The sequence below is a fragment of the Sphaerospermopsis kisseleviana CS-549 genome, from assembly GCF_028329225.1.
Classification (GTDB): Bacteria; Cyanobacteriota; Cyanobacteriia; order Cyanobacteriales; family Nostocaceae; genus Sphaerospermopsis; species Sphaerospermopsis kisseleviana.
This window is the reverse complement of the sequence record NZ_JAQMTI010000247.1, coordinates 20,975-45,899: the sequence shown is the minus strand read 5'-3', so window position 1 is coordinate 45,899 and position 24,925 is coordinate 20,975. Positions and strand designations below refer to the sequence as shown.

The following is a 24,925-nucleotide window of genomic DNA, read 5'->3' as shown; positions in this document are numbered from 1 at the left end:
CAGTCCCCAGTCCCCAGTCCCCAGTCACCAATCACCAACCAAATAACGATAGAATGAAATTAATCAGACATTCATCATAAAGCCAAGACAATCATGCCCTCTGATATTGCTGTAGAGAAGAAAAAGTTAAAAAATCCACCTTTGAAGCTTCATTATTTAGGCGATCGCGCCCTCCGTCAACCTGCAAAGCGGGTAACAAAAATAGATGATGAACTTCGTCAACTGGTGCGGGATATGCTGCAAACTATGTACAGCGAAGATGGTATTGGTTTAGCTGCACCCCAAGTTGGAATTAATAAACAACTAATTGTCATCGACTGTGAACCCGATAAACCAGAAGTACCCCCATTGGTATTAATTAACCCTGTGATTAAACAGGTTAGCAGTGAGCTTTGTATTGCTCAAGAGGGCTGTTTAAGTATTCCTAAAGTTTTTTTGGATGTCAAACGCCCGAAAGTTGTAGAAATTGCTTATAAAGATGAATATGGTCGTCCCAAAACCTTAAAAGCTGGTGATTTACTGGGAAGATGTATTTTACACGAGATGGATCACCTCAATGGTGTGGTTTTTGTAGATCGTGTAGATAATTCCTTGACTTTAGCACAGGAGCTATCTAAAAATGGCTTCTCGTATCAAGCTGTAAAACCAGTAGCATAGGGTGGTCTTGTTGTGTATTTAACTCCAAAAAGCGGTTTATTTTTAGGTGGGTCTTGTTTTACAGCGATCGCTGCTGTTGGTTCTGTTTTTGAACTCAGTTCTGGACAACCTGATTTTGGTGTCCAAACTACTACCATTATTCTAGCTCTAAGCATTCCCCTGACTGTTTTATTTTTTATTGCGGCAGTCAAGGATGCACGGGCTAATATTAAATAAGCATCAGGTATACAAAAAGGTAAGAGTTTATACTATTCTTTTACCTTTTGTTTTTTTTGGTGATTGGTAATTGGTGATTGGTGGTTTAAAAGTATTTAATTTAACAAAAAAAATATAGAAAAATCCGTAGGAGAGAGGATTGATTTTTTTCTAGGGGGGTGGTAGGCTATATAGTATCTTCAATATAATGGGATGTAAAGTTTTTAAAAAATTTTAGCAACACTCCATTATACTAGAATAGTACCGCGCCCCAGAGAAAAAGTCAACGACCCAAAGATAAAAAGTTGCGCGACTCTAATTAAAAATAAAAAATAAAAATTGATAGATTGATAATAAGTAATTTGATGAAAACAGAAAATGCAAAAATGGTATTAACATCAACTGATAGTAAATTATTAAGACTTTCGCAAGGACACCTCAACTTACTAGAAACCTGTCCGCGTAAATTCCAGTATAATTATTTAGAAAAACTGACGACACCGACAGATCCCAAACAAGAAGAACATCAGATTGCAGGTAGTCGTTTTCACCTATTAATGCAGCAGAGAGAAATAGGTTTACCAATTAATAGTTTTCTCGAAGCAGATGATAAATTGAAAACTTGGATGAAAGATTTTAAAGAAACTGCACCAGAAATATTAACACCTGATATTAATAATCAAACCTTCCGAGAAAGTGAACATTATCGAACTTTGCAAACACAAAATTACCTAGTGACAGTAGTTTATGATTTATTAATTGCAAATCAAGAAAAAGCACATATCTTTGATTGGAAAACATATCAAAAACCACAAAAAAGAAATGATTTAGCTAAGAATTGGCAAACCAAACTTTATCTGTATGTTTTAGCAGAAACTAGCAACTATTTGCTGGAAAATATATCTATGACTTACTGGTTTGTTCAGGCTAAATCCCGATCTAACAATATTCCTTTTCACTATGAAACCCAAAAACACAAACAGACAGAAAAACAACTTCATCAATTATTAAATAAATTAACAAATTGGTTAGATGATTATGAAAAGGGTAAACCATTTCCGCAGGTAGAAGAATCTAAAACTTGTAATTTTTGTCAGTTTACTAAACAGTGCGATCGCTTTGCTGATCGGAGGTATGACTCAAAAACTTTAGTAGCACCCGCAATTAATAATCTACCTAATCTTGATATTATTGAAGAAGTAGCACTATAGCAGGGAACTCTTAACAGAGAACAGGAAATATAGCAAAAATTAACCAAATAAATCCAATAAATCCAATAAATCCAATAAATCTAAATCAAATAAATCAAAAAATTAACAAAATTAACAAAATTATGAAAACCTTTGATGAAAACGATACAATTTATGTTCGGGAATTAGGAATTGATGATATAGCACCTGTTTACCACTTAGGTGAAGAACTATTTACCAGCGATTTATATCCTTATTTATACCGTACCTGGGATGAATGGGAAGTAATAGGACTTTATAATACAGATCCAGAATATTGCTTAGTTGCGGAAACAGAAAGTGAACTTGCAGGATTTATTTTAGGGACAATAATTAGTAAAGCATCTTGGACCTATGGTTACATTTTGTGGTTAGGAGTAAATCCTAAATTTCAACGTCAGGGAGTTGCAGATAAATTAGTTGATAAAGTTGTAGCGCGAATGATTGAAGATGGGGCGCGGTTTATGTTAGTAGATACTGATCCTACAAATACTCCAGCAGTGAAATTTTTTAATAGAAAAGGTTTTGGTAACATTCGCCAACATATTTTCTTATCAATGAATTTGAGTAAACATCCATATTATGGCAGACTAATAGATTATGAACATCAAAAAGCAGAAAGGGCAGGTTATAGGCGCACACGAACTACAATTCGTTCTCGAAAATCCGAAGGTATTCCTGGGGAAATAGCGATGAATCCCTTAGTGAATGAATCATCAACAGATTTAATGATTAATGAGGAATAAAGAGAGGAGTCAGGAGTCGTAGGGGCGAAGTAGGGGCGAAGCATTCGGAAAATAACCTTTTCATCAAATTGATAATTGTTCGCCCGAATGCTGACGCTTCCAGCACGCTTCGCGAACGCCCGTACAGGAGTCAGGAGTCAGGAGAATTTTAGATTTTAGATTGGATTCATGAAATACAATCCAAAATCCAAAATCCAAAATCCAAAATATAATCACCAATCACCAATCTCTATTTTAAATTAATTCAATGCAGTGGATTTTATTAGAAACAGAACAAATTCCTGAGTGCTTCATCCAAGCAGTTAAACAGTACACACCTTTATCAAGTGGTATTTTTGCTGCACAATTATTATGGCAAAGAGGAATAAAAACAGAATTAGAATTAGCCAGTTTTGTGAATTTCCAAAGTTATCAAGCTGCAAGTCCTTTTGAATTTGGACAAGAGATGCACTTGGCGGTTAACCGTTTAAAAAAAGCGGCTATATCTGGTGAAAAAATAGCGATTTGGGGAGACTTTGACGCAGATGGTATTACCTCAACTGCGGTTTTATGGGATGGTTTAGGACAATTTTTTATTCAACATGAACAATTAACTTATTATATCCCTAATCGGTTAACAGAATCTCATGGTTTAAATTTAGTAGGAATTGATAATTTAGCCCAACAAGGTTGTACATTAATCGTTACTTGTGACACGGGAAGTACAAATATTGATGAAATTATTTATGCCCAAAAATTAGGAATTGATATTATTGTCACAGATCATCATACTTTACCTGCTGAACGTCCTCCGGTAACTGCAATTATTAATCCTCGTTACTTACCAAAAGAACATCCATTATTTCATCTTTCTGGAGTTGCAGTTGCTTATAAATTAGTGGAAGCATTATATGAAACTTTGCCAGATGTACCCCAACGTCCCCTAGAAGATTTATTAGATTTAGTAGCGGTAGGATTAATTGCTGATTTGGTGCAATTAAGTGGAGATTGCCGTTATTTAGCACAAGTAGGAATTGAAAGATTACAAGCAGATTATAAAAAACCTGTTGTTGAAAGAAGACGACCAGGGGTAGGTAGATTATTAGAATTATGCCAGAAAAGTGGCGATCGCCCTACAGATATTTCCTTTGGTTTAGGTCCTAGAATTAACGCAGTTAGTAGGATTAAAGGTGATGCTAGTTTCTGTGTAGAACTATTAACCAGTCGTGATATACAACGTTGTCAAGAACTAGCAGAAGAAACAGAATTAGCGAATACCCGACGCAAATCTTTACAGAAAGATGTACAAAATCAAGTATTAAAAAAAATCTCCCAATTAGATTTATCAACTACCAATGTCATAGTTTTAGAAGATCCACAATGGGCTAACGGTGTGTTAGGTTTAGTAGCAGGTCAAATTGCCCAAGAAACAGGAAAACCGACAATTTTATTAAGTACAGAAAGCGGAGAATATGAACCAAATAAACCACAATTGGCGCGGGGTTCTGCCAGATCAATTAATGGTGTGGATTTATATCAATTAGTTAACGAACAATCCCATTTATTACATCGTTTTGGTGGACATCCATTTGCGGCTGGTTTAAGTTTACCTGTAGAAAATATCCCCTTATTTACAGATGCAATTAATCAAAAATTACGGCAATCTTTAGGGGGAATAAATCTCACACCCACTGTCCAAGCTGATGTGGTGGTGACAGTTGCAGATTTAGGGAAAGAATTATTTTTAGAACTGAAACTTTTAGAACCTTGTGGAATGGGAAACCTTGTACCAAAATTACTCATTAAAAATTGTTGGTTTGAAAATGCTTGGCATAGAAATCAACAAGATCTAAAAGGTAAGAAAATACAATATATTAAAACCGAGTTTGACATTAGAGATGATTCTAGTAAAAATCCTTTTCCTGGTATTTGGTGGGGACATTATAAAGAAGAATTGCCTACAGGTAAATGTGATTGTATTGCGGAAATAGATTTTAATAGCTTTAAAAAACGTTATGAAATCAGATTAATTGCTGTGCGTCCTAGTGCTGATTTAGAAGTGCAAACTGAGAAATCAGCAATGATTTTAGATTGGCGAAATCAGGATGTTTCGGAATTTACTGTAGATGATTCAATATTAATTATTAAAGATTGTCCCACAACTTGGGAGGATGTAAGAGCTTGGTTGAGAAAATCGGTTTATAAACAACAAAAACTAGCTTTAGCTTGGGCAAAACCAGAAAACCAAACTCCCCAGGAAATTTGGTTAACGTTGGTAGGAGTTGCTAAATTTATCAGTCGCAAAAATCAGCTAGTTACCCGTGTACAAATATTAGAAAAACTGGGTATTAGTGATCCTAGTTTATATTTAGGATTTCAGGCTTTGAAATATTTAGGTTTTACTATTGAACGTCAAGATCGTTATCTACAAATTACGTGGAATGAATTTATCAATGATACAACTAAGGCTGAAAATGCAGTTAATCAATTTTTAGCCGCATTACAAGAAGAACAATTTCAAAAAAAATATTTTGCCACAGTTCCTATATCTACTATTCAGGCGATCGCTTTTAATGGTTTACTTTGATAACAGTAAGATATAATCAATTTACCTACCCATAATATTATTTGCAGTTATGGTTAACACTTCTGTAAAAACTGCCCATAATTATCCTGATTATATTCCGCCTTTGGAAAGTGGCGATCGCCTGACTCGTCCAGAATTTGAGCGCCGTTATAGTGCTATGCCAAATCTCAAAAAAGCTGAATTAATTGAAGGAGTAGTTTACGTGGCTTCCCCTCTGCGTTTTGAACCTCACGCCGAACCTCATGCTAATTTAATGGGTTGGTTGTGGTCTTATAAAATAGTTACACCTGGTGTCAGACTGGGTGACAATGCAACAGTAAGACTAGATTTAGACAACGAACCTCAACCCGATGCTGTACTATTAATAGATACAGCCTGTGGTGGCAAGTCTTATATAGGCGCAGATGGTTATATAGAAGGCGCACCAGAATTAATCGCAGAAGTAGCAGCCAGCAGTGCTACCAAAGATTTATATGATAAAAAAAGAGCCTACCGTCGCAATGGAATTGAAGAATATATAGTTTGGCAGGTTTTTGAAGGTACTGTAAGTTGGTTCAGTTTAAAGAATGGTGAATATATAGAACTGGTAGCAAATGAACAAGGAATAATTAAAAGTCAAGTATTTCCAGGTTTATGGCTGAATGTTTCCGCATTAGTAACAAGAAATATGTCACAAGTAATGGCTACTTTACAGACAGGTTTAAGTTCAGGAGAACATCAAGATTTTGTAGAAAAATTAGCTGGAAAGAGTTATATATCCTGAAATATCCGTTGTTTCACCCGTTCTAAAACGGCTTTCTCCTCAACAGATAGCCCTGCAAATAACATTTCATATATTAATGGTACACCTAATTCTAACTCCTCTAAAAGATGATACTGACTAAATACATCTTCTGGTGTTCCTTCTAAGATCAATCTTCCTTTATCCATAACAAAAACCCAATCTGCCCAACGATAAACTAAATCTAAATCATGGGTAGCCATTAATAAAGTTGTGCCATTACCATGAATTTTTTTGAGCGTATTCATCAGGTTACGAGTGTGTTTTATATCTAAATATGCTGTAGGTTCATCTAATATTAAAAGTTGAGGTTCTAATACCATGACATCAGCTATAGAAACTCGTTTTTTCTGCCCTAAGCTAAGATGATGTACGGGTTTTTCTGCTAAACTGTTTAGCCCAAATTCACCTAATATTTTCTCGACTCTGATTTGAATTTCCGATGGGGATAAACCCAAATTACACAACCCATAGGATATATCTTCCTCCACAGTAGATGCGACTAATTGCTGTTCTGGATCTTGAAATACTAAACCAATTTTTTGCCGTAATTTTGTCAGATAGTTTCTATGATAGCTTAACGGTTCATGCAACCATTTGATAATTCCCCGTTCAGGTTTATATAAACCATTAGCTAATAAAAATAGCGTGGTTTTACCACAACCATTTTGACCAATTAAGGCACACTTTTTTCCAGAGGGAATTTTTATATTTAACCCATTTAAAACTGATTGTTGTGTACCTGGATAGGTGTAATATACCTGTTCAAATTCTAGTAAATATTCCTGCATTCCATCCTAATTCTATTGCTATTAAGACTACACAGCCACTAATTGCTTCAATAATATATCGTTTAGATAATTGATAACGTTGGGGATGCCAGACTCTAAATTCTTCTGTCATTCCCCTTGCTGCTAATCCCAAAGAAAAACGATGATATTGTTGTAAAGTACGCTGTAACAATTGTCCTATTAATATTGCTAAACTTCTCATTCCTATTTTCCAGTTGCGGTAGCCACAACGAGAATTTTGTGCTATCCATAATTCATTGGCTGTGTTTAGAAGTATGAAAATAAACCGATACATTAATAATAATAAATCGGTTAAAATTGCTGGAAATTTTAAGTATCGTAGCGTTTGTAATAATTCTGTAAATGGCACAGTTAACATGAGAAAATATAAACAAGAAATGGCTGCAAAGGCACGACAAAAAATTACTAAAGCTTGTATACTTCCACTGTGACTAATGTAAATATAAACAGTACCAAACTTTAACCCATATATTAAATCTCTTTGAATTTGTGAAAAGTTAGCGAGGTTGACCATATTAATTGTTAATGCTGGTAAACTTGTCAACCAGAAAAAACTAGCAAAAATTAACAACCGCAAATAGATTTTCAGAGGAATTTTAGCATACACTACTGTCCAAATACCCATCCATAATGATAGTAAAATTTGTACAAATGGATGGGTGAAAAGTGCAAGTAACAGCGTAGTAAAGGCAAAGATAATTTTATGTGCTGGGGGAAGTTTTCGCAGTTGATTGGTGTAAGCTAAAGTATCTAATTTTAGGCTCATTTTGTAGACTTATTCTTCATGTTTTTGTTGTTGAGAACGTCCTTTATACAAACCAATAACATAACCAATTACTCCCGCACCTATGGCAGCTTGAGCAGAAAATAATAAACTAGCTACTTCTCCACTCGGAGGTTCAAATATTGATTGAAACCAAGGTTGATATGCGGGTTGAATTTCACTAATGGCGGTTTTGGCTTGATCATCTGCACCACCAAATTCAGCATTTTTGACTAATATTATGGGAGCAAACGCTAAAGCGAAAACAGCTAAGACTAATAACCAATTATTGAATCCTTGTTTAGACTGATTCATTACTTTGAGTTTCCCGTTTGATTAACTTTAGCAATTCTAATTCTTGAGGATTATAGGATTGTAACAAATTCCATACCAACACCGTTAGTAGTCCTTCACTAATAGCTAAAGGAACTTGAGTAATAGCAAAGATACCAGCGAACTTGGTAAATGAAGCGATAAACCCACCAACAGGTGCAGGAAAAGCTAAAGCCAGTTGGATAGAAGTAATAATGTAGGTGAGTAAATTAGCGATCGCTGCTGATAAAAATATAGCAATTCTTTGTTTACCACTACACCGAATGATGAGATGATAGATCCAGTAAGCGGCAAACGGTCCAGCGATCGCCATTGAAAAAGCATTTGCTCCCAGAGTTGTCAAACCACCATGTGCCAGTAACAAAGCTTGGAACAATAGTACCAAAGTTCCTAAAACTGTCATCGTCAAAGGTCCAAACAGCACCGCACCTAACCCTGTACCTGTGGGGTGAGAAGAACTACCTGTCACAGAAGGAATTTTTAACGCTGACAAGACAAAAGTAAAAGCACCAGCTAACCCCAACAATAACTTCAATTCTGGGTTAGCTTGAGTAATGCGAGTCAAACTTCGCAAACCGAAAACAAAAAATGGTAATGCTACAACCCACCAAAAAACCGCCCATTGCACTGGTAAAAAACCTTCCATAATGTGCATAGCATAGGCAGGTTTAGGTAAACCAACTACTAAGTAAAAACTAATAAATCCCATCAGGGTTAGACTCATCCAACCCCGTTTTTTTAGAGACATAATCTGTACCTCGCAGATTGATGTAAAAGTATTGTCATCGGCGGGCATCCTGACTTAACCTAATAATGGTTCACAGTTGCGGGACAGCGCCGGACTTGCACCGAACTTTCCCCCTTGCGTCCAATGACTGCTCCTCATCAGAACCGATGGGAGTAACAATATCATGACTAACGCCAGTTGCTAGTAAAGTTTTGCAAATATAGCAAAAGTCAGGAGTCGTAGGAGCGAAGCATTCGGGCGACTAATTATCAATTAGACATCTCCGAAAATTAAAGGCGAAGCCATAGTAAAATAAAGTATCGGAGCGTGGCGGAGATACTTTAATTTCATTTCGGTGGTTGTGGCTCACTCGATTTTCTTATAAATTTCCCGGACAATACTACCACCAAGCACAAAAAAGGCATCGACAGGCTGTGAAGAAGCAGAAACTAAGGTTATAGTAGTGAAAGTCAGCCAACTTAGCAGGATCAAACACAACCCAAAAGCAATATTTCGTAACAATCGCCACAGTTTTCTAAATCTCATCAGCCAAGAAACTAATGATTTGATGGTAGGTTTGTGCTTCATAACATAGAAAATTAAAGCTTTATTGTTTAATATTGAAAAATCCAGCCATCAAGTCAACAAAGCGCTATCTTAGGAAAAGGATCTTAGTTGAAAAAAGAAAGGAGTGATGAAATTCACACAAATGCTGTGGCTGCTTTAACAGTAAAACCACTTCCATCCCAGCGATATTTATTAATAAAAAGACCGTAATTTCCACATCATTTACAAAGGAAAAAATGATGGATTAATCTTAGATTAAGCATAGCTCATAAGTAGAGTATAAAAACTTAAAAATTTCAGGAAAGCCTGATTGCTAAACTGTCAACAATACAATTATTTATTCCATCTGTATACATGAATCAATCTGCGAAACGTCACTCACCGCTCCAAGCAGCCTTGATTGGTGGAGCGATCGCTACAACTGCTACTATATCTTTATTTGGTCAAGCTTGGACAAAGTGTGTTCAAGCCGCTTTACAAGATAGTCCAAAAGCGTTAGTTGACCAAGTATGGCAACTTGTAAATAGGGAATATGTTGATGGCAAATTTAATCAACAAGATTGGCAAGCAATTAGGCAAAGCCTGTTAAGCAAAGAATATACCTCCAATGAACAAGCTTATGTAGCTATCCGCCAAGCCTTGCAAAGATTGGGTGATCCTTACACGCGGTTTATGGATCCCAAGCAATTTGAAGCCCTCACCCGTCAAACATCTGGAGAGGTTACGGGAATTGGCATTCGCATGGAAATCAACGAAAAAAACCAGCGATTGACAGTGGTTGAACCTCTAGAAAATTCTCCAGCCCAGAAAGCAGGTATTAAAACAGGGGATGAAATTGTAGCGATTAACGGTAAACCCACTCTCAATATGAAAGTGGAAGAAGCATCTAATTTGATTCGTGGTCAAGCGGGTACTGCCATCACCTTACGACTGTCAAGACCGGGAAAAAATCAGTTTGATGTCAAGCTGACGAGGGCAACTATCGAAGTTCCCATAGTAAATTATACCCTCAAACAAGACGGTGGCCGTCGCATTGGCTATATTCGGTTAAGGGAGTTTAGCAGCCACGCTGCGGATCAGATGCGAAAAGCGATTCGTGACTTGAATCGTCAAAACGCTGATTCCTTTGTCTTAGACTTGCGTGGCAACCCAGGCGGTTTATTACAAGCAAGTATTGAAATAGCGCGGATGTGGCTAGATAATGGTGGCATTGTCAAGACAGTAGACCGTGTGGGAGATAGTGAAGAAACCAAAGCCAATCGCACAGCTTTGACAAATCGACCCTTAGCTGTACTTGTAGACGGTAATTCCGCTAGTGCTAGTGAAATTCTCACCGGCGCACTCAAGGATAATAACCGGGCGGTAGTTGTAGGTAGTCAAACCTTTGGTAAAGCCTTGGTACAATCAGTCCATGAACTGAATGACGGTTCTGGGTTAGCTGTCACCATTGCCCACTACTATACCCCCAAAGGTACGGATATTAACAAGACAGGAATTATACCAGATATTCAGCTAGATTTAACGGAAGCACAGGAGCGTCAGTTAGCTGCTAATCCCAATTTAATTGGAACTCTAAATGACCCACAATACGCTCGTGCTATTCTAGCTCTCTCTAATACAAAATTTGCCCAACCTACAACACCTTCTCAAACTTCTCAAAATACTCAACCTTTGAGTATTCGCGCTGAAGATTTGAAATTTTAATTTTAAGGAGTCAGAAGTCATCCAATTTTAGATTTTGGATTTTGGATTTTGGATTGATATCCACTAAAGAAAAGATCCCTGATTTCTCCAAGAAGTCGGGGATCTGCTATTATTTATACTATAAGCAGAGTTATCAGACAATTAGAACATAACTTGCCTCAAATCTTCCTCATCCCCAGTACCCAATCTTAACCAACTTTCGCTAAATTAGAGAAAGGTAAATCAACAGCAAATCTAAGGGAATTTTCAATGTCAGCACAACTGTTACTGGTAGATGATGAACCAGGGTTACGGGAAGCCGTGAAAGACTATTTACAAGAAAGCGGCTTTAGTGTTCAAGTTGCCAGTAACGCCCGTGAAGGTTGGGAATTGATGCAACAAAATACACCTGATTTGGTGATTTCTGATATTATGATGCCCCAGGTGGATGGCTATCAGTTTCTCAAACAACTGCGAGAGGATCCACGGTTTCAGGCATTACCAGTGGTATTTTTAACTGCTAAAGGCATGACAGGCGATCGCATTCAAGGATATCAAGCGGGTGTTGACGCTTATCTACCCAAACCATTTGATCCTGATGAATTAATAGCCATTGTAGAAAATTTACTCACCCGTCGCACTGCTCAAGCCCCAGCGATAGGAGAAGATAGTGAAAACATGGACATTGCCAAATTAGCCCATGAAATTTCCAAAATCAAAGATTTGTTAAGTCCCAGAACTGCCATTGCCCAGACTCCACCTCCATTTAAAATTGATTTAACCCCCAGAGAGCAAAGTGTATTAAACCTAGTAGCACAAGGGTTGATGAACAAAGAAATTGCTCGCCGCTTGGAAACCAGCGTCCGCAACGTCGAAAAATATGTCAGCAGGTTATTTAGTAAAACAGGTACTAATAGCCGTACAGAATTGGTAAGATTTGCTTTAGAACATGGACTAGCTCAGTAGTAGCCAAACGAAAAAAGAAGATCACCATGATCAAGAGGATTTACAGAGACAGCTTTCTGATTCAAATTGAATGAAAACGATTGGTAAGATTGGTAAAATGCACCTGGTTGAGTTTGCTATCAAACTCTACTAAATGTAAATGGGTTCTTGTGATAGAAATGAAACCCTAAGTTTTTGTGAAATTTCCCTGAGTATAAATTTTCAACCACCCTAACCAAAAATTTGAGCAAGGGATGAGCGAATCAACAGACATCCAGGTTTTGAGGTAGTGCAACTGGCAAGGGGTTAATGTAGATGCTGAATTGAACTTATAGATAATCTTCTTGGTTGTGTTGTAGAGTGACTTTATTTCTCTCTATTGTCTATTGGCTATTATCAACAAAGTTTCTTAAGCGCATCAGTTGTCGTCTCATTTGAGGTGATGCTTTGAACTCAGAAACCTCCTGCGCCTTTACAGACGCTTGTAGTGTTTCCAAAAAGTCATCAGATCCCTCAGTGAGTGCGTCTAGTAGCACCTGCAAAAGCTGTTCGCGATCGCCTAACAGACTCTTTTCCTCAATCAAACGGAACTTGAGATGTATTTCGCACTCATAAACACCTACTTCGAGATTATTGATTTGACGCGGTAATGCTTTGGAGTTCATAGTTTTGAGGATTCCTTTACTGGGTGTTTATACAGGTGAGAAACTAAAATATCCAGAAAAAAAATTCTTTATATTTCCTTTAAATACAAAGAACTGATTGAATGTAAGAGGCTTTTCTCATCCATCAAATTTGCGTTCAATTTCTCACTCCCCCCTATTTTTATTCCAAGTGGTTTTTTACTGTCTAGGTTTTGATATTCCCGTGGTAGTTTTGGCATATCTAATTCATACACTATTATTCAGTTTTTAAGATTCTATACAATAAAGTTTCTGTAAGAACTTGTCCAACCTTTTTCAAAGTTTTTACATCAACTTTATGGAAACGTCAATAACTGTGCAACTTTTTACGCTAATCATAGTGAGGTTACTTATGGAAATTAGTGATTATTTTCCCTTTGTTATCCGCCAGTTAACATTTTAGGCAATTTAGGTTAAATCAACAATGTGTTCTTTTTGATCTGTAAAAATTTAATGGGTAAGATAGTAAGTTTGTCAACTGTAGAAATTCGGTTGTAGATCATCACATATACACTGAACTAAATTATTTTAGCCCAGAATTTTTTCCAATTCTTACTGGTTCTAAATATTACTGGCTATGTCGAAAAAGATATTTTCAACTCAAAGCTTGTAAGTTAAAACAATTAAGCTGAGGGAGAGCAGTTAAAATAGTTGCAGTGTAATTAGCCGAAATCTTACACCTTTTTATGGATAACCCGATGCTGCTCAAGTCCACAACCCGTCATATTCGCATTTTTGCGGCGGAAATGGAAAAAGATGAACTAGTTCCTAGCAATCACGTCTTGACGTTAGATGTTGACCCAGACAACGAATTTAACTGGAATGAAGACACACTACAAAAAGTTTATCGTAAGTTCGATGAACTAGTAGAAGCTTCCAGTGGTGTAGACCTAACAGATTATAACTTACGTCGGATTGGGTCAGACCTAGAGCATTTTTTGCGATCGCTCCTACAAAAAGGTGAAATTAGCTACAATCTCTCTAGTCGCGTTACTAACTACAGCATGGGACTACCCCAGGTTGCATCTAACGCCAATAAATAAGATGGAGAGTGGTTGTTGATGAGTTACAAGATTTATAACTACATTTATAACTCTATAACTCACCAACAAATTAGGTGTATGGCAAAACTACCCCCAAAGAGGTAGCTATCCTGGAGAAAGAGGAGAAAAGGCAAGGGTGCAGGGTGCAGGGTGTAGGGAAAAAGTTCAAAGTTCCCAGTTAATAATTCCCAATCCCCAATCCCCAGTCCCAATCTCCTATTATCATTGAGTACAAAAACATCAGCGGACTAAATTACCGCTACTCATGCTGTTGAATAAATTGCCAATCGCTGATCGGTTCGACAAATATGGAAAATGACGCGGCAACGCTTTACTGCCCAAATGAATATTGTCAAGCTGCCAATCCCTTGACCCACAAGTATTGCCAGCGATGCTCCACACCCTTACCCAAGCGTTACCTGTGGGCAGTGGCAGATAGTGTGAGCCTGGGTAGTCCTGGAGAAATTTTAGCCGATCGCTATTTGGTCATTGGTCAATCAATCATTCTTGATCTCAAACCTGGTTTACTACCCCAAATACCTGAATTAGATAATTTATACCACATCAAAGCTTATCTAAGCCTCATACCTTACCGCTTGCATATACCACAAGTGTATGGGATCATCTCTCTCCATGAAGGAAAATCTCAACCAGAAATCTTAGTTCTAGAAAAACCGCCCCTGTCAGTTGATAGTACATATACTCAAGTACATCTGTGCAGCCAGCTAACAGCAGCGTGGGATGATGCCTCATCAATGCGGCAAATGAATTGGCTGTGGCAGATAGCGCATTTGTGGCAACCGCTTTTGACTGAAGGAGTCGGTTCTAGCTTATTAGACCCCTATTTAATCAGAGTGGAAGGGGGTTTAGTGCGGTTATTAGAATTGCGTTTTGATCAGCAAACAGCACCAACATTGTCACAATTAGGAGTATTTTGGCAACAACTCCTCAAAAATGCCAAGCCAGCCATAGCTGAATTCCTCAAGCAAATTATTGATGCTTTAATTGATGGTGAAATCCACTCATCTGAACAATTAATTACGGTTTTAGATCAAGGACTGACAGGATTGGGGATCGCCTCCTGTGGACGAAACTCGCCAATCCCAAGCACTAACATTAAAATTATTACCCAAACAGATAAAGGACCTTCTCGTCAACGCAACGAAGATGCTTGTTACCCACCTAGTGGCGTTCTCGTGAGTAAACCTCCCCAGCAAACCGCCTTAGCTATTGTTTGTGATGGTATCGGTGGACATGAGGGAGGCAACATAGCATCAAATTTAGCCATTGAAACTATTGAGCAAGAGGTGATGCAACTCACTTCTGTTGCTGATGAAAACATAGATCCCTTCAGAATCATCAATAATTTAGAACAAGCAGTAGCACTTGCAAACGATAAAATTAGTCAGCGTAATGATACGGAACATCGCCAAGGACGGCAAAGGATGGGAACTACTCTAGTTCTAGCCTTACCGATTGGCCATGAAATGTACATTACTCATATTGGTGATAGTCGTGCTTATTGGATTACGCGCCACGGTTGCTATCAAGTTACCTTAGATGATGATGTAGCTTCTCGTGAAGTACGATTGGGCTATGCTATTTATCGCGAAGCATTACAACATAGTGGTTCTGGCTCCTTGATCCAAGCTTTAGGCATGAGCAAGAGTGCCTCATTGCATCCTACGTCCCAACGATTTATCATTGATGAAGATGCTGTTTTCTTGCTCACCTCCGATGGATTGAGTGATTTTGATCGAGTAGAAGAGTTGTGGGAAACGGAAATTTTACCAATTCTTGGCGGCAATACAAATATAGAAGATGTTGCAGCCCGACTCATAGAAATTGCCAACACTAAAAATGGACATGATAATGTCACCATCGCTTTAGTACATTACCAAGTCAAATACGGTGAACCAGATATCATTCTCCAAGCGGACATTCCGACTATTACTTCGACTTCGCTCAGTACAAGTTCAGCCAGTAAAACAGTAGATTTGACACCAAGAACCACAAATGTAACTGCTTTAGGCAATGAGTACCAGCAAACTCAAATAATTTCAGAAACCAAGCCTGGGCGTACTGCCAAACTACCGCTACAGTTGTTGATTATTTTAGGTGTGCTTTTAGGAGCCGGTGGACTGGGATATTGGCTCAAAATCCAACGAGAACCACAATCGACAATTACCCCATCAACTCCGTCTGCAACCCCACAACCAACAACAACGAAAACACCAACACCATAAAACTCAGAAAACCCACAAGATTTATCGCCATCAACTGATGACTAAACTCCCGCGTCTGAGTGATTCTCATCACCATCATGGGATATCATAATGCTAGTGATCACTAAAATTAAAATTCACTTTCCAAACAAAACTTGTTGTCAAAACTTGTTGTCAAAACTTGTTGTCAATTATTAGTTCTTAGAGTTTAGTTTCCACAAATCCATGTCCTGCCTAAATCTGGCGATCGCTCGTCTAGTAAATACTGGAAATGATAATTTCGCCATTTGGGTCGTTAAAGCTCCCTATCCCAGTGGTTATGTTTTGCGTGACTGTGTTTTTTCTCCTGAACTGAGTCAAATTTGGCAAGAATGGCAGCAAATGTTTGCTGGTCATAGTCCCCTGGATATTGCTTTGGCTTCGACATCTCCAGGGGCTAAGTACATGACAATTGATTTGAATTTACCCCAGGTCGGTCAAACTACCAGTCCCTACAGTAGTCGGTTGATGCAATATTTAGGCATCAGTTTATGGCGTTGGGTATTCGATGGACAAATTCTTGGTAGTCTAGAACGTAGTCGCGGTATGGCTATGGGTCAAAATAAACGGTTGCGCTTGCGATTGGAAATTCGTGACCCTGATCTAATTGCGCTACCTTGGGAAATTATGCAGCGCGAACCCGGCCAATCAGCAATATCTCTTTCCCAAGATATTTTATTTAGTCGGACTATTAGTGAAGTTGAACCTCTGCCAAATTTACGAACAGATCCAGCTTTAAAAGTCCTGTTGGTTTTGGGGCATGATGATAAATTAGAATTGGAAAAAGAAGCTGCTATTCTGGAAAAAATTTTGTCAGAATGTAGTCCATCTCAGAAAAATTCTGTATCAGCTTGTCTGGTGAAGACACTCTTGCAACCCACTTCACAACAGTTAATTCAAGAGTTAGAAACCCAAAGCTACAACGTCTTTTTTTACGCTGGTCATGGTATGCCAGACCCTGATGGTGGTTTATTATTTTTGGGGCCTGATCTGACCCTCAATGGCATCGAATTAGCCCAAGTATTAACCCGCACAGGTGTAAAATTAGGGGTGTTTAATGCCTGTTGGGGAGCGCAACCAGCAGCAATTAATCAACAAGCTATACCTGCAAGTAGTTTAGCGGAAGTCCTGATTCGTCATGGTGTCCCTGCAGTACTAGCGATGCGGGATGAAATTGCAGACCAAGAAAGTCACAGTTTTATTCAAGCTTTTGCCGAAGCTTTGCGATCTCGTAAACCAATTGATGAAGCAGTGGCAGCAGCTAGACAAGAACTGTTAACAGTATATAAGTTTAATCAACCAGCTTGGACTTTACCAGTTCTCTACCTGCATCCAGATTTTCATGGTGATTTGATCAAAAGTGTGGATGAAGGAATTACGGAATTACCAGATACTGCTGTTTCTGGTATAAATTCCCCAATACCTACGGCTTCTTTGCGATCGCTTTCACCAGAAGGTAAAACTTGGTTACTACGTTCTGGTGTCACTCGTATTGGTCGCACTAAAGATAATGATATTGTTATCCCTGAACTCTATGTTTCTAAACGCCATGCCGAAATTCTCTGCCGGAATATTATCGCTGGTTCTCAATCAGTTCCCACTTATTACCTGCAAGATTTTTCTACTTACGGTACAACTTGGTGTTTAAGTCCAAATGGTTGGCAACAAATTCTCCGTGAAGAAATACTTCTGACATCAGGTATGAAATTAAAGTTTGGCAGTGCTAAAGGCGAAACATGGGAATTTGTGATTGAAGATATGAACAGTGATTGGTGATTGGTGATTGGGAAGAGTAACTAATGACTCATGACTAATGAATTATTTTTTGCGGAAATTTGAATATTCCAGTTGTAGCTGACAACAAGAATAAATTAATGCTAATTAATTGTGAGGTGAAACATGATTAATAAAATCCATGAGTTAGATACTTGTCAATTTTTACCATCGACAGTAGATTTAGAATTATTAGCAGCACTACTACAACCTGAAGATGAGACTTATCCGTGGGATCTGGCTGATCAAGAATCAGAACCTTATTTTCATCAACTAGAACAGCAATTTGAATATGATGATTTACTAGGAGAAGACCTGACTAGGCGATCGCAAGATTTTTATCAGAATTTAGACAAAATTTGGGATCAAGTTTACCATTCTAAAACTGACCGTGATGAACAACCATCTAAATGTATAAAATCAGCTTTACACAGTGTTTTTGCTCCTTCTGTTCCTTTAAGTTGGCTAAATACTATCGCTCAAAAAGCATCGGAAATTATCAATAATGTAGAACAATCTACAAGTGAGAAATTAGTAGAATGTGTGCAAACTTTACTGCCAAATTTGCTCACAGAAGACTTATTTGTTTTAGCCCGTCGTTTTGAACCTGCTATGCGAAGTAATGACCAACAAAAATTGGCAGTTATAATCAGCAATATTGAAAATCGAGATTGGACAGGCTTATCAGAAATAGAACAGGCGAAAGTTAGTTTAGCAATTGCTGATTATGCCTTCAAAGAACTTTCTAATTTACAAGATGAATCGTAAATTTCTGCCGATACAAAAAAGCTAACTAGGGTTTGCTGAAAAAGTCTTTCCGTTAGAGTCAGGAGTCAGGAGGAGGTTTGAAAATTTCTTTACTATCTCTAGAAATCCAAAAAAATGCACACTTTTTCAGGTATACCCTTGAAAAGCCTTGCACTTTTTTCCTCTTTATCAGCCTGTAACCTTTGTTCTGTCTGGGTTTTACATTTATTCAGCAAACCCTACTTAAAGAAAAAATCGTTCCTATCCAACTCTTGAAACTGTCACCGTGGCGTAGCACCTGTCACCTGTCACTGGTCCTTCACAGATAACTTTTTCAACAAACCCTAGCTAGGGCTTGCGGTAACAGAGCTTGTCGAAGTGTCGAAGTGTTCCCTGTTCCCTGCCTCCACGACAAGACTTTGATGCCTGACAGCACGCTACGCGAACCGCAAACCCTACTTGTGTTCGAGGAAGCGAGTAGCGAAATTTTGCGATCGCGTGGGTGATAATGCTCGTGCTTTGAGAATTGCGGCCATCAAAAATGCATAAGATAAAACACCGACAACCACCAACAGCAAAGCATTAATAGAACCAGTAGCATTCCATAAAGCATGGAGAGCGGAGGCGCTTAAATAACCAACAGTGAGAATTTGCCAACCCATCAAAGGTTTGAGGACAGCTAACCCGATAAAATAGCCTAAATAGCCGCTATAAGCCATGTGTCCAGCGACAGAACCTAAAATGCGGGGAATTAATAGTTGTAAACCCACCAGTTGACCTGCGCCTACTCCTGATTGTTGAGTGACATTTTGTGTAATCATTGGTACATATTGGCCAAGAGTTTCCAGCAAAGTAAAACCCACAGCAGAAGCAGTTCCCAGAAGAATGCCATCTAGTGGTTCCCAAACTCCGATCCGTTCTTTCCAAGGTGATGGTACTGAATCACCGATGAAATATGCAGCTAATATTGGTAATGCCTTGAGTAATTCCTCCATTAAACCTGCACCAAAGAACATTCTGATCAGTAATTCGGTGAAGGTAATAGAATCTTGAGATGAGGGTAAACTACCAGGCAAAATCACGCGAAATACAAAGATAAAAAAATCTAATAAAGGACTGACTAAAATTAGCATTGTACTCACTGCCATAGCTATGAGTACCCACCAAGGCTTTTGTTTACCGCAAAGTTGGTAAACAAAGTAATAAGCAGCTGAGGCGATATAAGAGCCAACAATTACTTGATTTGCTTGGGGATGACCTACAGTACCGAACATTAACACTACAAAGATTACTGTTAATATTCCTGGTATGAGGTAAGCTTTGCGAGTTAAATCTTTACCGGTGGAAATGATGGGAAATAGCTGTGTGAAACTAACAGAGTCATGCTGTGAGTGCAGTTTTCCATTTTTGGTAGAGGCTCTTGCTGTACCTTGGTTAGTTGTGATTACGGTTGGTTGGGAAACAAATTCATGCTCAAATATGAATTGTGGACCATCAGCACCCAAAGAAATGCGATCGCCGTGGTGTAATTCCTGAGAACCTACCAAAAGTTGACCATTTAAAAAAGTACCATTGGCACTATTTAAATCGCAAATCACCCAGCTAAATCTGCCATCTGGTGATAGGGAGAGGGGACGAACCACTGCATGACGACGAGACACCATCCTGTACATCATGGCATCCAAGACAACTTGGCAGCTAGGATCACGTCCAATGACCATTTCTTGATTCGGAAGCAGTGAGTAGCGAGATTCTGACTGGGAAGCTACTTCATTACTAGACACTAGCCGCAGAAATGCATTCTGTCTTGCGTTTTTGCCTGTCATCGAGTTAGTGAGTGTGTCTAAACAAATTCATGGCTTATGCCATGCTACGCGATCAAATGTTTGGGTAGTAGACTTAATCTTAGCCTGAGAAACGGCAGCACCTCCGATAAATACAACTATAGCTTCACTAACCGATGCTTTGCTCCAGTTCAAAATACAAAATGTTGAATTAACAGCAGTCAGGAGTCAGAAGTCAGGAGGCTAAGTTATCTGACATTCTGCTATTGCTTTGGGAAAGTTGTTGTTTTCATGTCCAGAACGGCTGAGTTTAATGAGAGCGAACCTTTGTAATTGAGTTAACTTTTCCCACTTTTGTAAGGTAATAGTCACACCTATTGCTTGTGCTTTTTCCTGAACACTGGGTGGTATAGTTGCAATGTCCATCCAAGGGGGATGAGGTTCAATGGGTAATTTAGTAGCTTGGTTGCCTGTATGTTCTAAAATTAATTTTTGTAGGTAATCTTGGTAAAATTGAATTTCTGTTTCTTTGGCACAAGGTAATTCTACTAAATTAGCACGTTCTAATGTAGTCATCTGATGCCAATCAGACAATTTCAATTTAATACCACAGGTATCCAATTTGTAACGGACTTGCATCGGTATACAACGGAGAGATTCAACAAAATCTGCTTCAAATTCAAAAAATTCGGCTGTCATGGGATTTTAGATTTTGGATTTTAGATTTTGGATTTTATGTAAGTAATCAGCTATCAGTAATCAGCTTTTACCTATAAGTGTGGATTAGGAAAATTTTGCAGATGAAATTTGTGTTTTTTAGTATCTTGCTGACTGCTGTTATCGTAGCGTGCCGTTAGGCATTAGCTTTCAGCCAAATGCTGAAAGCTAATTTTGATCATTAGACCTACTAGAACGAATTATTAAATAACTAATTGAAAGAGCAAGTACAGCAATTCCTAAACCAATAATATCAATTCCTGTGACTTTTTCTAAATCTAGAATAATAATTTTTCGGGCAACAGCAATTAAAGAAGTAACAATTACTAATTCAACTTGAAAAACGTGCTTTTTGAGATAAGCTGTGATATTTTCTAAAATTTCTAAAGCAATGAGAATATTTAAAAATAAACCAAATACCTTAAATACAACTTTCTTAAATTCACCATAGGGCGCATTAAATAATTCGTTGAACAGAAAAATACTTAAATCTGAAATTGCCACAAAAATAACTATTACCATCAAAATGGAGAGAATCTTAGAAACTATTACTTCGATGTTTTCAATGACGTGCATGAAGTTATCGTCGCTAGTCCAAGCTTTAATTTGCTTAAATAATCTCTTCATTAGTTTCTCACACTCCAATTGATACTCCAAAATAAATCTTCAAGAATCATCAAGAATAATCGTTACTATAGATTATGGACTATATTAGCCGTTCTTGAGGAATTTACTTAGAAGTTTACCATTGTGAAGCTTACCATTGTGAAGACTGAAGCTGATAATTTTTGGTGGTAATTTCTACAGAAATTGGAACTAACTGCACAGCACAAGCTTTTAATTCTGGTTGCAAAGAATCAGGACATGATTCAGAATGAGTTAAAGCGTTAGCTTCAGCATCATCTGCCCATAGCTTACCCCAGTGCATGGGGACAAAAACAGTACCGGGGGATATAGCTTGAGTGATTTTAGCAGGAAACTTAGCTGAACCACGACGCGATCGCACTTCCACCACCTGACCATCAACAATACCTAATTTTTCTGCATCACGGGGATGAATTTCTAGAAACGGTTCGGGGTGCATTTGTTTAATTTTATCAATTCTTCCGGTGCGGGTTTGGGTGTGCCAATGCCCGTATAATCTTCCAGTAGTTAAGATAAAAGGATAATTAGGATCAGGTGGTTCAGCTAAACCTTTAGAATAATATGCACCAAACTTAGCGCGACCATCTGAAGTATGAAAACGTAAATTTGTATATAAACGTTGAGTTTCTGAATTTTTACCCTGAGAAAAAGGCCAATGAGTTGGACCATTTATTGATAACAACTCATGACTTAAACCAGACATATCACAAGGACGATCACAAGTTAATTGAACAAATTCGTGATAAACTTCGGCGGAATTTTGAAAGTTAAACTTATCTTGAAAACCTAATCTTCTGCCCACTTCTGCGAAAATTTCCCAGTCTGGTTTTGCTTCTTTTGGTGGTGTTTGAAAAGCTGAACATAACGTTACTCTTCTTTCAGAATTAGTCATAATTCCAGTTTTTTCACCCCACTGGGCAGCAGGTAATAAAAGATGGGAATAAGCAGTAGTTTCTGTTGGATAATAAGCATCTTGATAAATAGTAAAAGGAGATTTTAATAACGCTTTTTTAGTCCGTTCTAAATCTGGCATACTCACAGCAGGGTTAGTTGCAGCTATCCATAATAATTGGACATTTCCAGATTCTAAACCTGTAATCATATCCCAAGCATTTAAACCAGGAATAGGTGAAATTTTACCCCTTTCTAAACACCAAAAGTCCTCAACTTCTTGGCGATGTTCTGCATTTTTTACTAACCGATATCCTGGTAATAAATGCGATAAACCTCCTGCTTCTCTACCTCCCATTGCATTAGGTTGACCTGTTAAAGAAAAAGGACCAGCACCGGGTTTACCGACTTGTCCAGTCATTAAATGTAAATTAATAATAGTTCTAACTTTTGCAGTACCTTCAGAAGATTGATTAACACCCATTGACCATAAAGAAAGTACAGATTTTGATTTACCCCAATATTTTGCAGCCGTTTCTAAATCTTCAATAGAAATACCACATTGACGGGCAACAATATCAGGAGAATAATGACGAATTACTTCTGCATAATCTGGAAAATTGCTAGTACAATCATCAATAAAAGCTGTGTCTAAATAATTCCATTTCATTAATAAATGGGCAATTCCATTTAACAAATCAATATCAGTACCGGGACGAATAGCTAAATGTAAATCTGCTGCTTGGGCGGTAGGAGTGCGACGGGGATCTACAACTACCATTTTTACATGACGATTTTTTTTATGATATTTAGCTAATCTATTAAATACAATAGGGTGACATTCTGCGGTATTTGTTCCTATTAAAAAAGCACAGTCTGTTAATTCTAAATCATCATAACAACAAGGAGGTCCATCAGAGCCAAAACTTTGTATATACCCAGATACCGCACTAGACATACAGAGACGGGAATTAGCATCGAAGTTATTAGTTCCTAAACAACCTTTGAGTAATTTTTGGGCAATATAATAATCTTCTGTTTGAAATTGTCCAGAACCATACATACAGATTGATTCTGCACCGTGATTAACTAATGTTTTTTGAATATTTTGGGTGATAATATTCAAGGCTTCGTCCCAGGTAATGCGTTGAAAATCTTGATTTAATGATTTTCTAAACATGGGATAATGTAATCTATTTTTGTGAATTGCTTCGGTAATTGTTGCACCTTTTACACATACCATTCCTTGACTTGACGGATGATTTTTGTCTCCTCTAACTCGCCAAGTTGGTGTTCCTTCGCTGTCTCTATTTGTAGGTTTTCCATGTTGTGCTGGCGGGGTGACTTCTAACCCACAACCAACTCCGCAATAAGGGCAAAGTGTTTTTGTAATTTCATTCATAATATTTGGGATTTTTTTATTGCACGCAGAGACGCAGAGAGAGGTTTTTGCATTTTCTTTGCGTTCTACCCTGCGGGATCTCCTGACTGAGATTGCGTCTTTGCGTGAGTTATTTAAGAATTTACTCTTCAATGTGGGCGCAACGACGATAGAGAAAGTCTAAAGCGTAATTTCTCAAATGATAATATTCTGGGTTTTCCATGATGAGGCGACGGTTACGAGGACGAGAGAAGGGAATTTCTAAAACTTCGCCAATATTTGCTGCTGGTCCGTTGGTCATCATGACTAATTTATCTGCTAGAAAAAGTGCCTCATCAATGTCATGGGTAATCATTAAAACTGTGACTTGATGATCTGACCAAATTTGCAGTAGTTCTTCTTGTAATTCTTCTTTGGTGATGGCATCTAAAGCACCGAATGGTTCATCTAAAATCAGGACTTGGGGACGAATAGCTAAAGCGCGGGCTATGGCTACTCTTTGTTTCATTCCTCCTGATATTTGATTGGGTTTCTTTTGGGCTGCTTCTGTTAGTCCTACCATTGCTAAATGTTCTCTAACTATTGCCCGTTTTTCGACTTGGGTTTTATTAGGAAATACGGAATCAACAGCGAGATAAACGTTATCAAAAACATTCAACCAAGGTAGTAAACAATAGTTTTGAAATACCATCATCCGGTCGGGTCCCGGTTCGGTGATGGGTTGACCTTGTAAACACACTACACCGTTTGTAGGTTTATTAAACCCAGAAACCATATTTAAAAGTGTGGATTTTCCACAACCGGAATGTCCAATTAAACAAATAAATTCGCCTTCACGTACTTTCAGGTTAATGTCATCTAGGACGGTATATGGACCTTCGGCAGTGGGGTAAATTTTGTTGACTCCTTCAATTACTAAAAAGTCTTCTTGTTTCTGGGGTCGTGATTGTTTGTTGGTTTTGTTATTGAAGTTTAATATTGTCATGGTTTTTT

General features: G+C 38.0%; 23 protein-coding genes, 1 pseudogene and 1 riboswitch. Of the genes and pseudogenes, 12 read left to right on the top strand and 12 right to left on the bottom strand.

Annotation, left to right across the window (positions count from 1 at the left end):
* The first annotated feature begins 93 nt into the window (after positions 1-93).
* The 6 genes from def (at position 94) to PN497_RS19215 (ending at position 6,156) form a co-directional block, all read left to right on the top strand.
* Entirely contained in the window at positions 94-657 is a 564-nt protein-coding gene (def, locus tag PN497_RS19240) for a peptide deformylase (protein WP_096570565.1), read from the top strand.
* A 12-nt stretch (positions 658-669) separates the two neighbouring features.
* On the top strand, positions 670-873 hold the full coding sequence (locus tag PN497_RS19235) for a hypothetical protein (protein WP_096570563.1): 204 nt from the start codon (positions 670-672) through the stop codon (positions 871-873).
* Positions 874-1,217: 344 nt separating this feature from the next.
* Positions 1,218-2,063: a PD-(D/E)XK nuclease family protein gene (locus tag PN497_RS19230; RefSeq protein ID WP_272110766.1), complete on the top strand. Its 846-nt coding sequence runs from the start codon at positions 1,218-1,220 to the stop codon at positions 2,061-2,063.
* Positions 2,064-2,185: 122 nt separating this feature from the next.
* Positions 2,186-2,827 carry a GNAT family N-acetyltransferase gene (locus PN497_RS19225; RefSeq protein ID WP_096570561.1) on the top strand — a complete coding sequence of 214 codons (642 nt, stop codon included), beginning with the start codon at positions 2,186-2,188 and terminating at the stop codon, positions 2,825-2,827.
* Positions 2,828-3,074: 247 nt separating this feature from the next.
* Positions 3,075-5,393 carry a single-stranded-DNA-specific exonuclease RecJ gene (gene recJ, locus PN497_RS19220; RefSeq protein ID WP_096570559.1) on the top strand — a complete coding sequence of 773 codons (2,319 nt, stop codon included), beginning with the start codon at positions 3,075-3,077 and terminating at the stop codon, positions 5,391-5,393.
* Between the two features lie 49 nt (positions 5,394-5,442).
* Positions 5,443-6,156: a Uma2 family endonuclease gene (locus PN497_RS19215; RefSeq protein ID WP_096570557.1), complete on the top strand. Its 714-nt coding sequence runs from the start codon at positions 5,443-5,445 to the stop codon at positions 6,154-6,156.
* Here PN497_RS19215 and PN497_RS19210 read toward each other — a convergent pair.
* From PN497_RS19210 to PN497_RS19190, 5 genes and pseudogenes are all read right to left on the bottom strand, one after another.
* Positions 6,144-6,965 (bottom strand): energy-coupling factor ABC transporter ATP-binding protein, encoded by an 822-nt coding sequence (locus PN497_RS19210; RefSeq protein ID WP_096570555.1) that lies wholly within the window; start codon positions 6,963-6,965, stop codon positions 6,144-6,146. The two genes, PN497_RS19215 and PN497_RS19210, sit on opposite strands and share 13 nt — an antisense overlap.
* A complete protein-coding gene (gene cbiQ / locus PN497_RS19205) occupies positions 6,940-7,752 on the bottom strand; it encodes a cobalt ECF transporter T component CbiQ (protein WP_096570553.1) in 813 nt (270 codons plus the stop codon). Before cbiQ ends, PN497_RS19210 begins: the two co-directional genes overlap by 26 nt.
* Before the next feature lie 9 nt (positions 7,753-7,761).
* Positions 7,762-8,064, bottom strand: coding sequence for an energy-coupling factor ABC transporter substrate-binding protein (locus PN497_RS19200; RefSeq protein ID WP_096570551.1), 303 nt, complete (start codon positions 8,062-8,064; stop codon positions 7,762-7,764).
* Positions 8,051-8,830 (bottom strand): energy-coupling factor ABC transporter permease, encoded by a 780-nt coding sequence (locus PN497_RS19195; protein ID WP_096570549.1) that lies wholly within the window; start codon positions 8,828-8,830, stop codon positions 8,051-8,053. Before PN497_RS19195 ends, PN497_RS19200 begins: the two co-directional genes overlap by 14 nt.
* 22 nt (positions 8,831-8,852) lie before the next feature.
* Positions 8,853-8,993: riboswitch (cobalamin riboswitch) on the bottom strand.
* Positions 8,994-9,190: 197 nt separating this feature from the next.
* A pseudogene (locus PN497_RS19190) lies at positions 9,191-9,397 on the bottom strand (YdcF family protein); the annotation flags it as partial.
* 333 nt (positions 9,398-9,730) lie between these two features.
* Here PN497_RS19190 and ctpB point away from each other — a divergent pair.
* Entirely contained in the window at positions 9,731-11,080 is a 1,350-nt protein-coding gene (gene ctpB / locus PN497_RS19185) for a carboxyl-terminal processing protease CtpB (protein WP_096570547.1), read from the top strand.
* Between the two features lie 249 nt (positions 11,081-11,329).
* Positions 11,330-12,025, top strand: coding sequence for a response regulator transcription factor (locus PN497_RS19180; protein ID WP_096570545.1), 696 nt, complete (start codon positions 11,330-11,332; stop codon positions 12,023-12,025).
* Positions 12,026-12,387: 362 nt separating this feature from the next.
* Here the strand turns inward: PN497_RS19180 and PN497_RS19175 are convergent, their stop codons facing one another.
* A complete protein-coding gene (locus PN497_RS19175) occupies positions 12,388-12,669 on the bottom strand; it encodes an Npun_R1517 family heterocyst differentiation transcriptional regulator (protein WP_096570543.1) in 282 nt (93 codons plus the stop codon).
* A 704-nt stretch (positions 12,670-13,373) separates the two neighbouring features.
* Between PN497_RS19175 and ndhM the strand changes: the two genes are divergently transcribed.
* The 4 genes from ndhM to PN497_RS19155 all read left to right on the top strand — a co-directional run bounded on the left by ndhM (position 13,374) and on the right by PN497_RS19155 (position 18,535).
* Complete coding sequence (gene ndhM / locus PN497_RS19170) at positions 13,374-13,730, top strand: NAD(P)H-quinone oxidoreductase subunit M (protein ID WP_096570541.1); 357 nt, start codon at positions 13,374-13,376, stop codon at positions 13,728-13,730.
* 308 nt (positions 13,731-14,038) lie between these two features.
* Positions 14,039-15,976, top strand: a complete 1,938-nt coding sequence (locus PN497_RS19165; protein WP_096570539.1) for a protein phosphatase 2C domain-containing protein — start codon at positions 14,039-14,041, stop codon at positions 15,974-15,976.
* Positions 15,977-16,180: 204 nt separating this feature from the next.
* Positions 16,181-17,770: a CHAT domain-containing protein gene (locus PN497_RS19160; RefSeq protein ID WP_096570537.1), complete on the top strand. Its 1,590-nt coding sequence runs from the start codon at positions 16,181-16,183 to the stop codon at positions 17,768-17,770.
* 123 nt (positions 17,771-17,893) lie between these two features.
* Positions 17,894-18,535, top strand: a complete 642-nt coding sequence (locus PN497_RS19155) for a hypothetical protein (RefSeq protein ID WP_096570535.1) — start codon at positions 17,894-17,896, stop codon at positions 18,533-18,535.
* A gap of 434 nt (positions 18,536-18,969) precedes the next feature.
* Here the strand turns inward: PN497_RS19155 and PN497_RS19150 are convergent, their stop codons facing one another.
* The 6 genes from PN497_RS19150 to PN497_RS19125 all read right to left on the bottom strand — a co-directional run bounded on the left by PN497_RS19150 (position 18,970) and on the right by PN497_RS19125 (position 24,917).
* Entirely contained in the window at positions 18,970-20,340 is a 1,371-nt protein-coding gene (locus tag PN497_RS19150) for a PrsW family glutamic-type intramembrane protease (RefSeq protein WP_096570533.1), read from the bottom strand.
* Between the two features lie 27 nt (positions 20,341-20,367).
* The gene (locus tag PN497_RS19145) at positions 20,368-20,493 is read right to left on the bottom strand and encodes a hypothetical protein (RefSeq protein ID WP_265586215.1); all 126 of its coding nucleotides are present in this window, start codon (positions 20,491-20,493) and stop codon (positions 20,368-20,370) included.
* 48 nt (positions 20,494-20,541) lie between these two features.
* Positions 20,542-20,997: a nitrate reductase associated protein gene (locus PN497_RS19140; protein WP_096570531.1), complete on the bottom strand. Its 456-nt coding sequence runs from the start codon at positions 20,995-20,997 to the stop codon at positions 20,542-20,544.
* Between the two features lie 186 nt (positions 20,998-21,183).
* Positions 21,184-21,642 carry a phosphate-starvation-inducible PsiE family protein gene (locus PN497_RS19135; protein WP_096570529.1) on the bottom strand — a complete coding sequence of 153 codons (459 nt, stop codon included), beginning with the start codon at positions 21,640-21,642 and terminating at the stop codon, positions 21,184-21,186.
* 130 nt (positions 21,643-21,772) lie between these two features.
* Positions 21,773-23,953, bottom strand: a complete 2,181-nt coding sequence (locus PN497_RS19130; protein WP_096570527.1) for a molybdopterin oxidoreductase family protein — start codon at positions 23,951-23,953, stop codon at positions 21,773-21,775.
* Between the two features lie 121 nt (positions 23,954-24,074).
* Positions 24,075-24,917, bottom strand: coding sequence for a nitrate ABC transporter ATP-binding protein (locus tag PN497_RS19125; RefSeq protein ID WP_096570525.1), 843 nt, complete (start codon positions 24,915-24,917; stop codon positions 24,075-24,077).
* Between the last annotated feature and the right edge of the window lie 8 nt (positions 24,918-24,925).

What these genes read in the sequence shown, in the direction of transcription:
- def (WP_096570565.1), top strand. Translation starts at nt 94, where the DNA reads ATGCCCTCTGATATTGCTGTAGAGAAGAAAAAGTTAAAAAATCCACCT.
- PN497_RS19230 (WP_272110766.1), top strand. Translation starts at nt 1,218, where the DNA reads ATGAAAACAGAAAATGCAAAAATGGTATTAACATCAACTGATAGTAAA.
- PN497_RS19225 (WP_096570561.1), top strand. Translation starts at nt 2,186, where the DNA reads ATGAAAACCTTTGATGAAAACGATACAATTTATGTTCGGGAATTAGGA.
- recJ (WP_096570559.1), top strand. Translation starts at nt 3,075, where the DNA reads ATGCAGTGGATTTTATTAGAAACAGAACAAATTCCTGAGTGCTTCATC.
- PN497_RS19215 (WP_096570557.1), top strand. Translation starts at nt 5,443, where the DNA reads ATGGTTAACACTTCTGTAAAAACTGCCCATAATTATCCTGATTATATT.
- PN497_RS19210 (WP_096570555.1), bottom strand. Translation starts at nt 6,965, where the DNA reads ATGCAGGAATATTTACTAGAATTTGAACAGGTATATTACACCTATCCA.
- cbiQ (WP_096570553.1), bottom strand. Translation starts at nt 7,752, where the DNA reads ATGAGCCTAAAATTAGATACTTTAGCTTACACCAATCAACTGCGAAAA.
- PN497_RS19200 (WP_096570551.1), bottom strand. Translation starts at nt 8,064, where the DNA reads ATGAATCAGTCTAAACAAGGATTCAATAATTGGTTATTAGTCTTAGCT.
- PN497_RS19195 (WP_096570549.1), bottom strand. Translation starts at nt 8,830, where the DNA reads ATGTCTCTAAAAAAACGGGGTTGGATGAGTCTAACCCTGATGGGATTT.
- ctpB (WP_096570547.1), top strand. Translation starts at nt 9,731, where the DNA reads ATGAATCAATCTGCGAAACGTCACTCACCGCTCCAAGCAGCCTTGATT.
- PN497_RS19180 (WP_096570545.1), top strand. Translation starts at nt 11,330, where the DNA reads ATGTCAGCACAACTGTTACTGGTAGATGATGAACCAGGGTTACGGGAA.
- PN497_RS19175 (WP_096570543.1), bottom strand. Translation starts at nt 12,669, where the DNA reads ATGAACTCCAAAGCATTACCGCGTCAAATCAATAATCTCGAAGTAGGT.
- ndhM (WP_096570541.1), top strand. Translation starts at nt 13,374, where the DNA reads ATGGATAACCCGATGCTGCTCAAGTCCACAACCCGTCATATTCGCATT.
- PN497_RS19165 (WP_096570539.1), top strand. Translation starts at nt 14,039, where the DNA reads ATGGAAAATGACGCGGCAACGCTTTACTGCCCAAATGAATATTGTCAA.
- PN497_RS19160 (WP_096570537.1), top strand. Translation starts at nt 16,181, where the DNA reads ATGTCCTGCCTAAATCTGGCGATCGCTCGTCTAGTAAATACTGGAAAT.
- PN497_RS19155 (WP_096570535.1), top strand. Translation starts at nt 17,894, where the DNA reads ATGATTAATAAAATCCATGAGTTAGATACTTGTCAATTTTTACCATCG.
- PN497_RS19150 (WP_096570533.1), bottom strand. Translation starts at nt 20,340, where the DNA reads ATGACAGGCAAAAACGCAAGACAGAATGCATTTCTGCGGCTAGTGTCT.
- PN497_RS19140 (WP_096570531.1), bottom strand. Translation starts at nt 20,997, where the DNA reads ATGACAGCCGAATTTTTTGAATTTGAAGCAGATTTTGTTGAATCTCTC.
- PN497_RS19135 (WP_096570529.1), bottom strand. Translation starts at nt 21,642, where the DNA reads ATGAAGAGATTATTTAAGCAAATTAAAGCTTGGACTAGCGACGATAAC.
- PN497_RS19130 (WP_096570527.1), bottom strand. Translation starts at nt 23,953, where the DNA reads ATGAATGAAATTACAAAAACACTTTGCCCTTATTGCGGAGTTGGTTGT.
- PN497_RS19125 (WP_096570525.1), bottom strand. Translation starts at nt 24,917, where the DNA reads ATGACAATATTAAACTTCAATAACAAAACCAACAAACAATCACGACCC.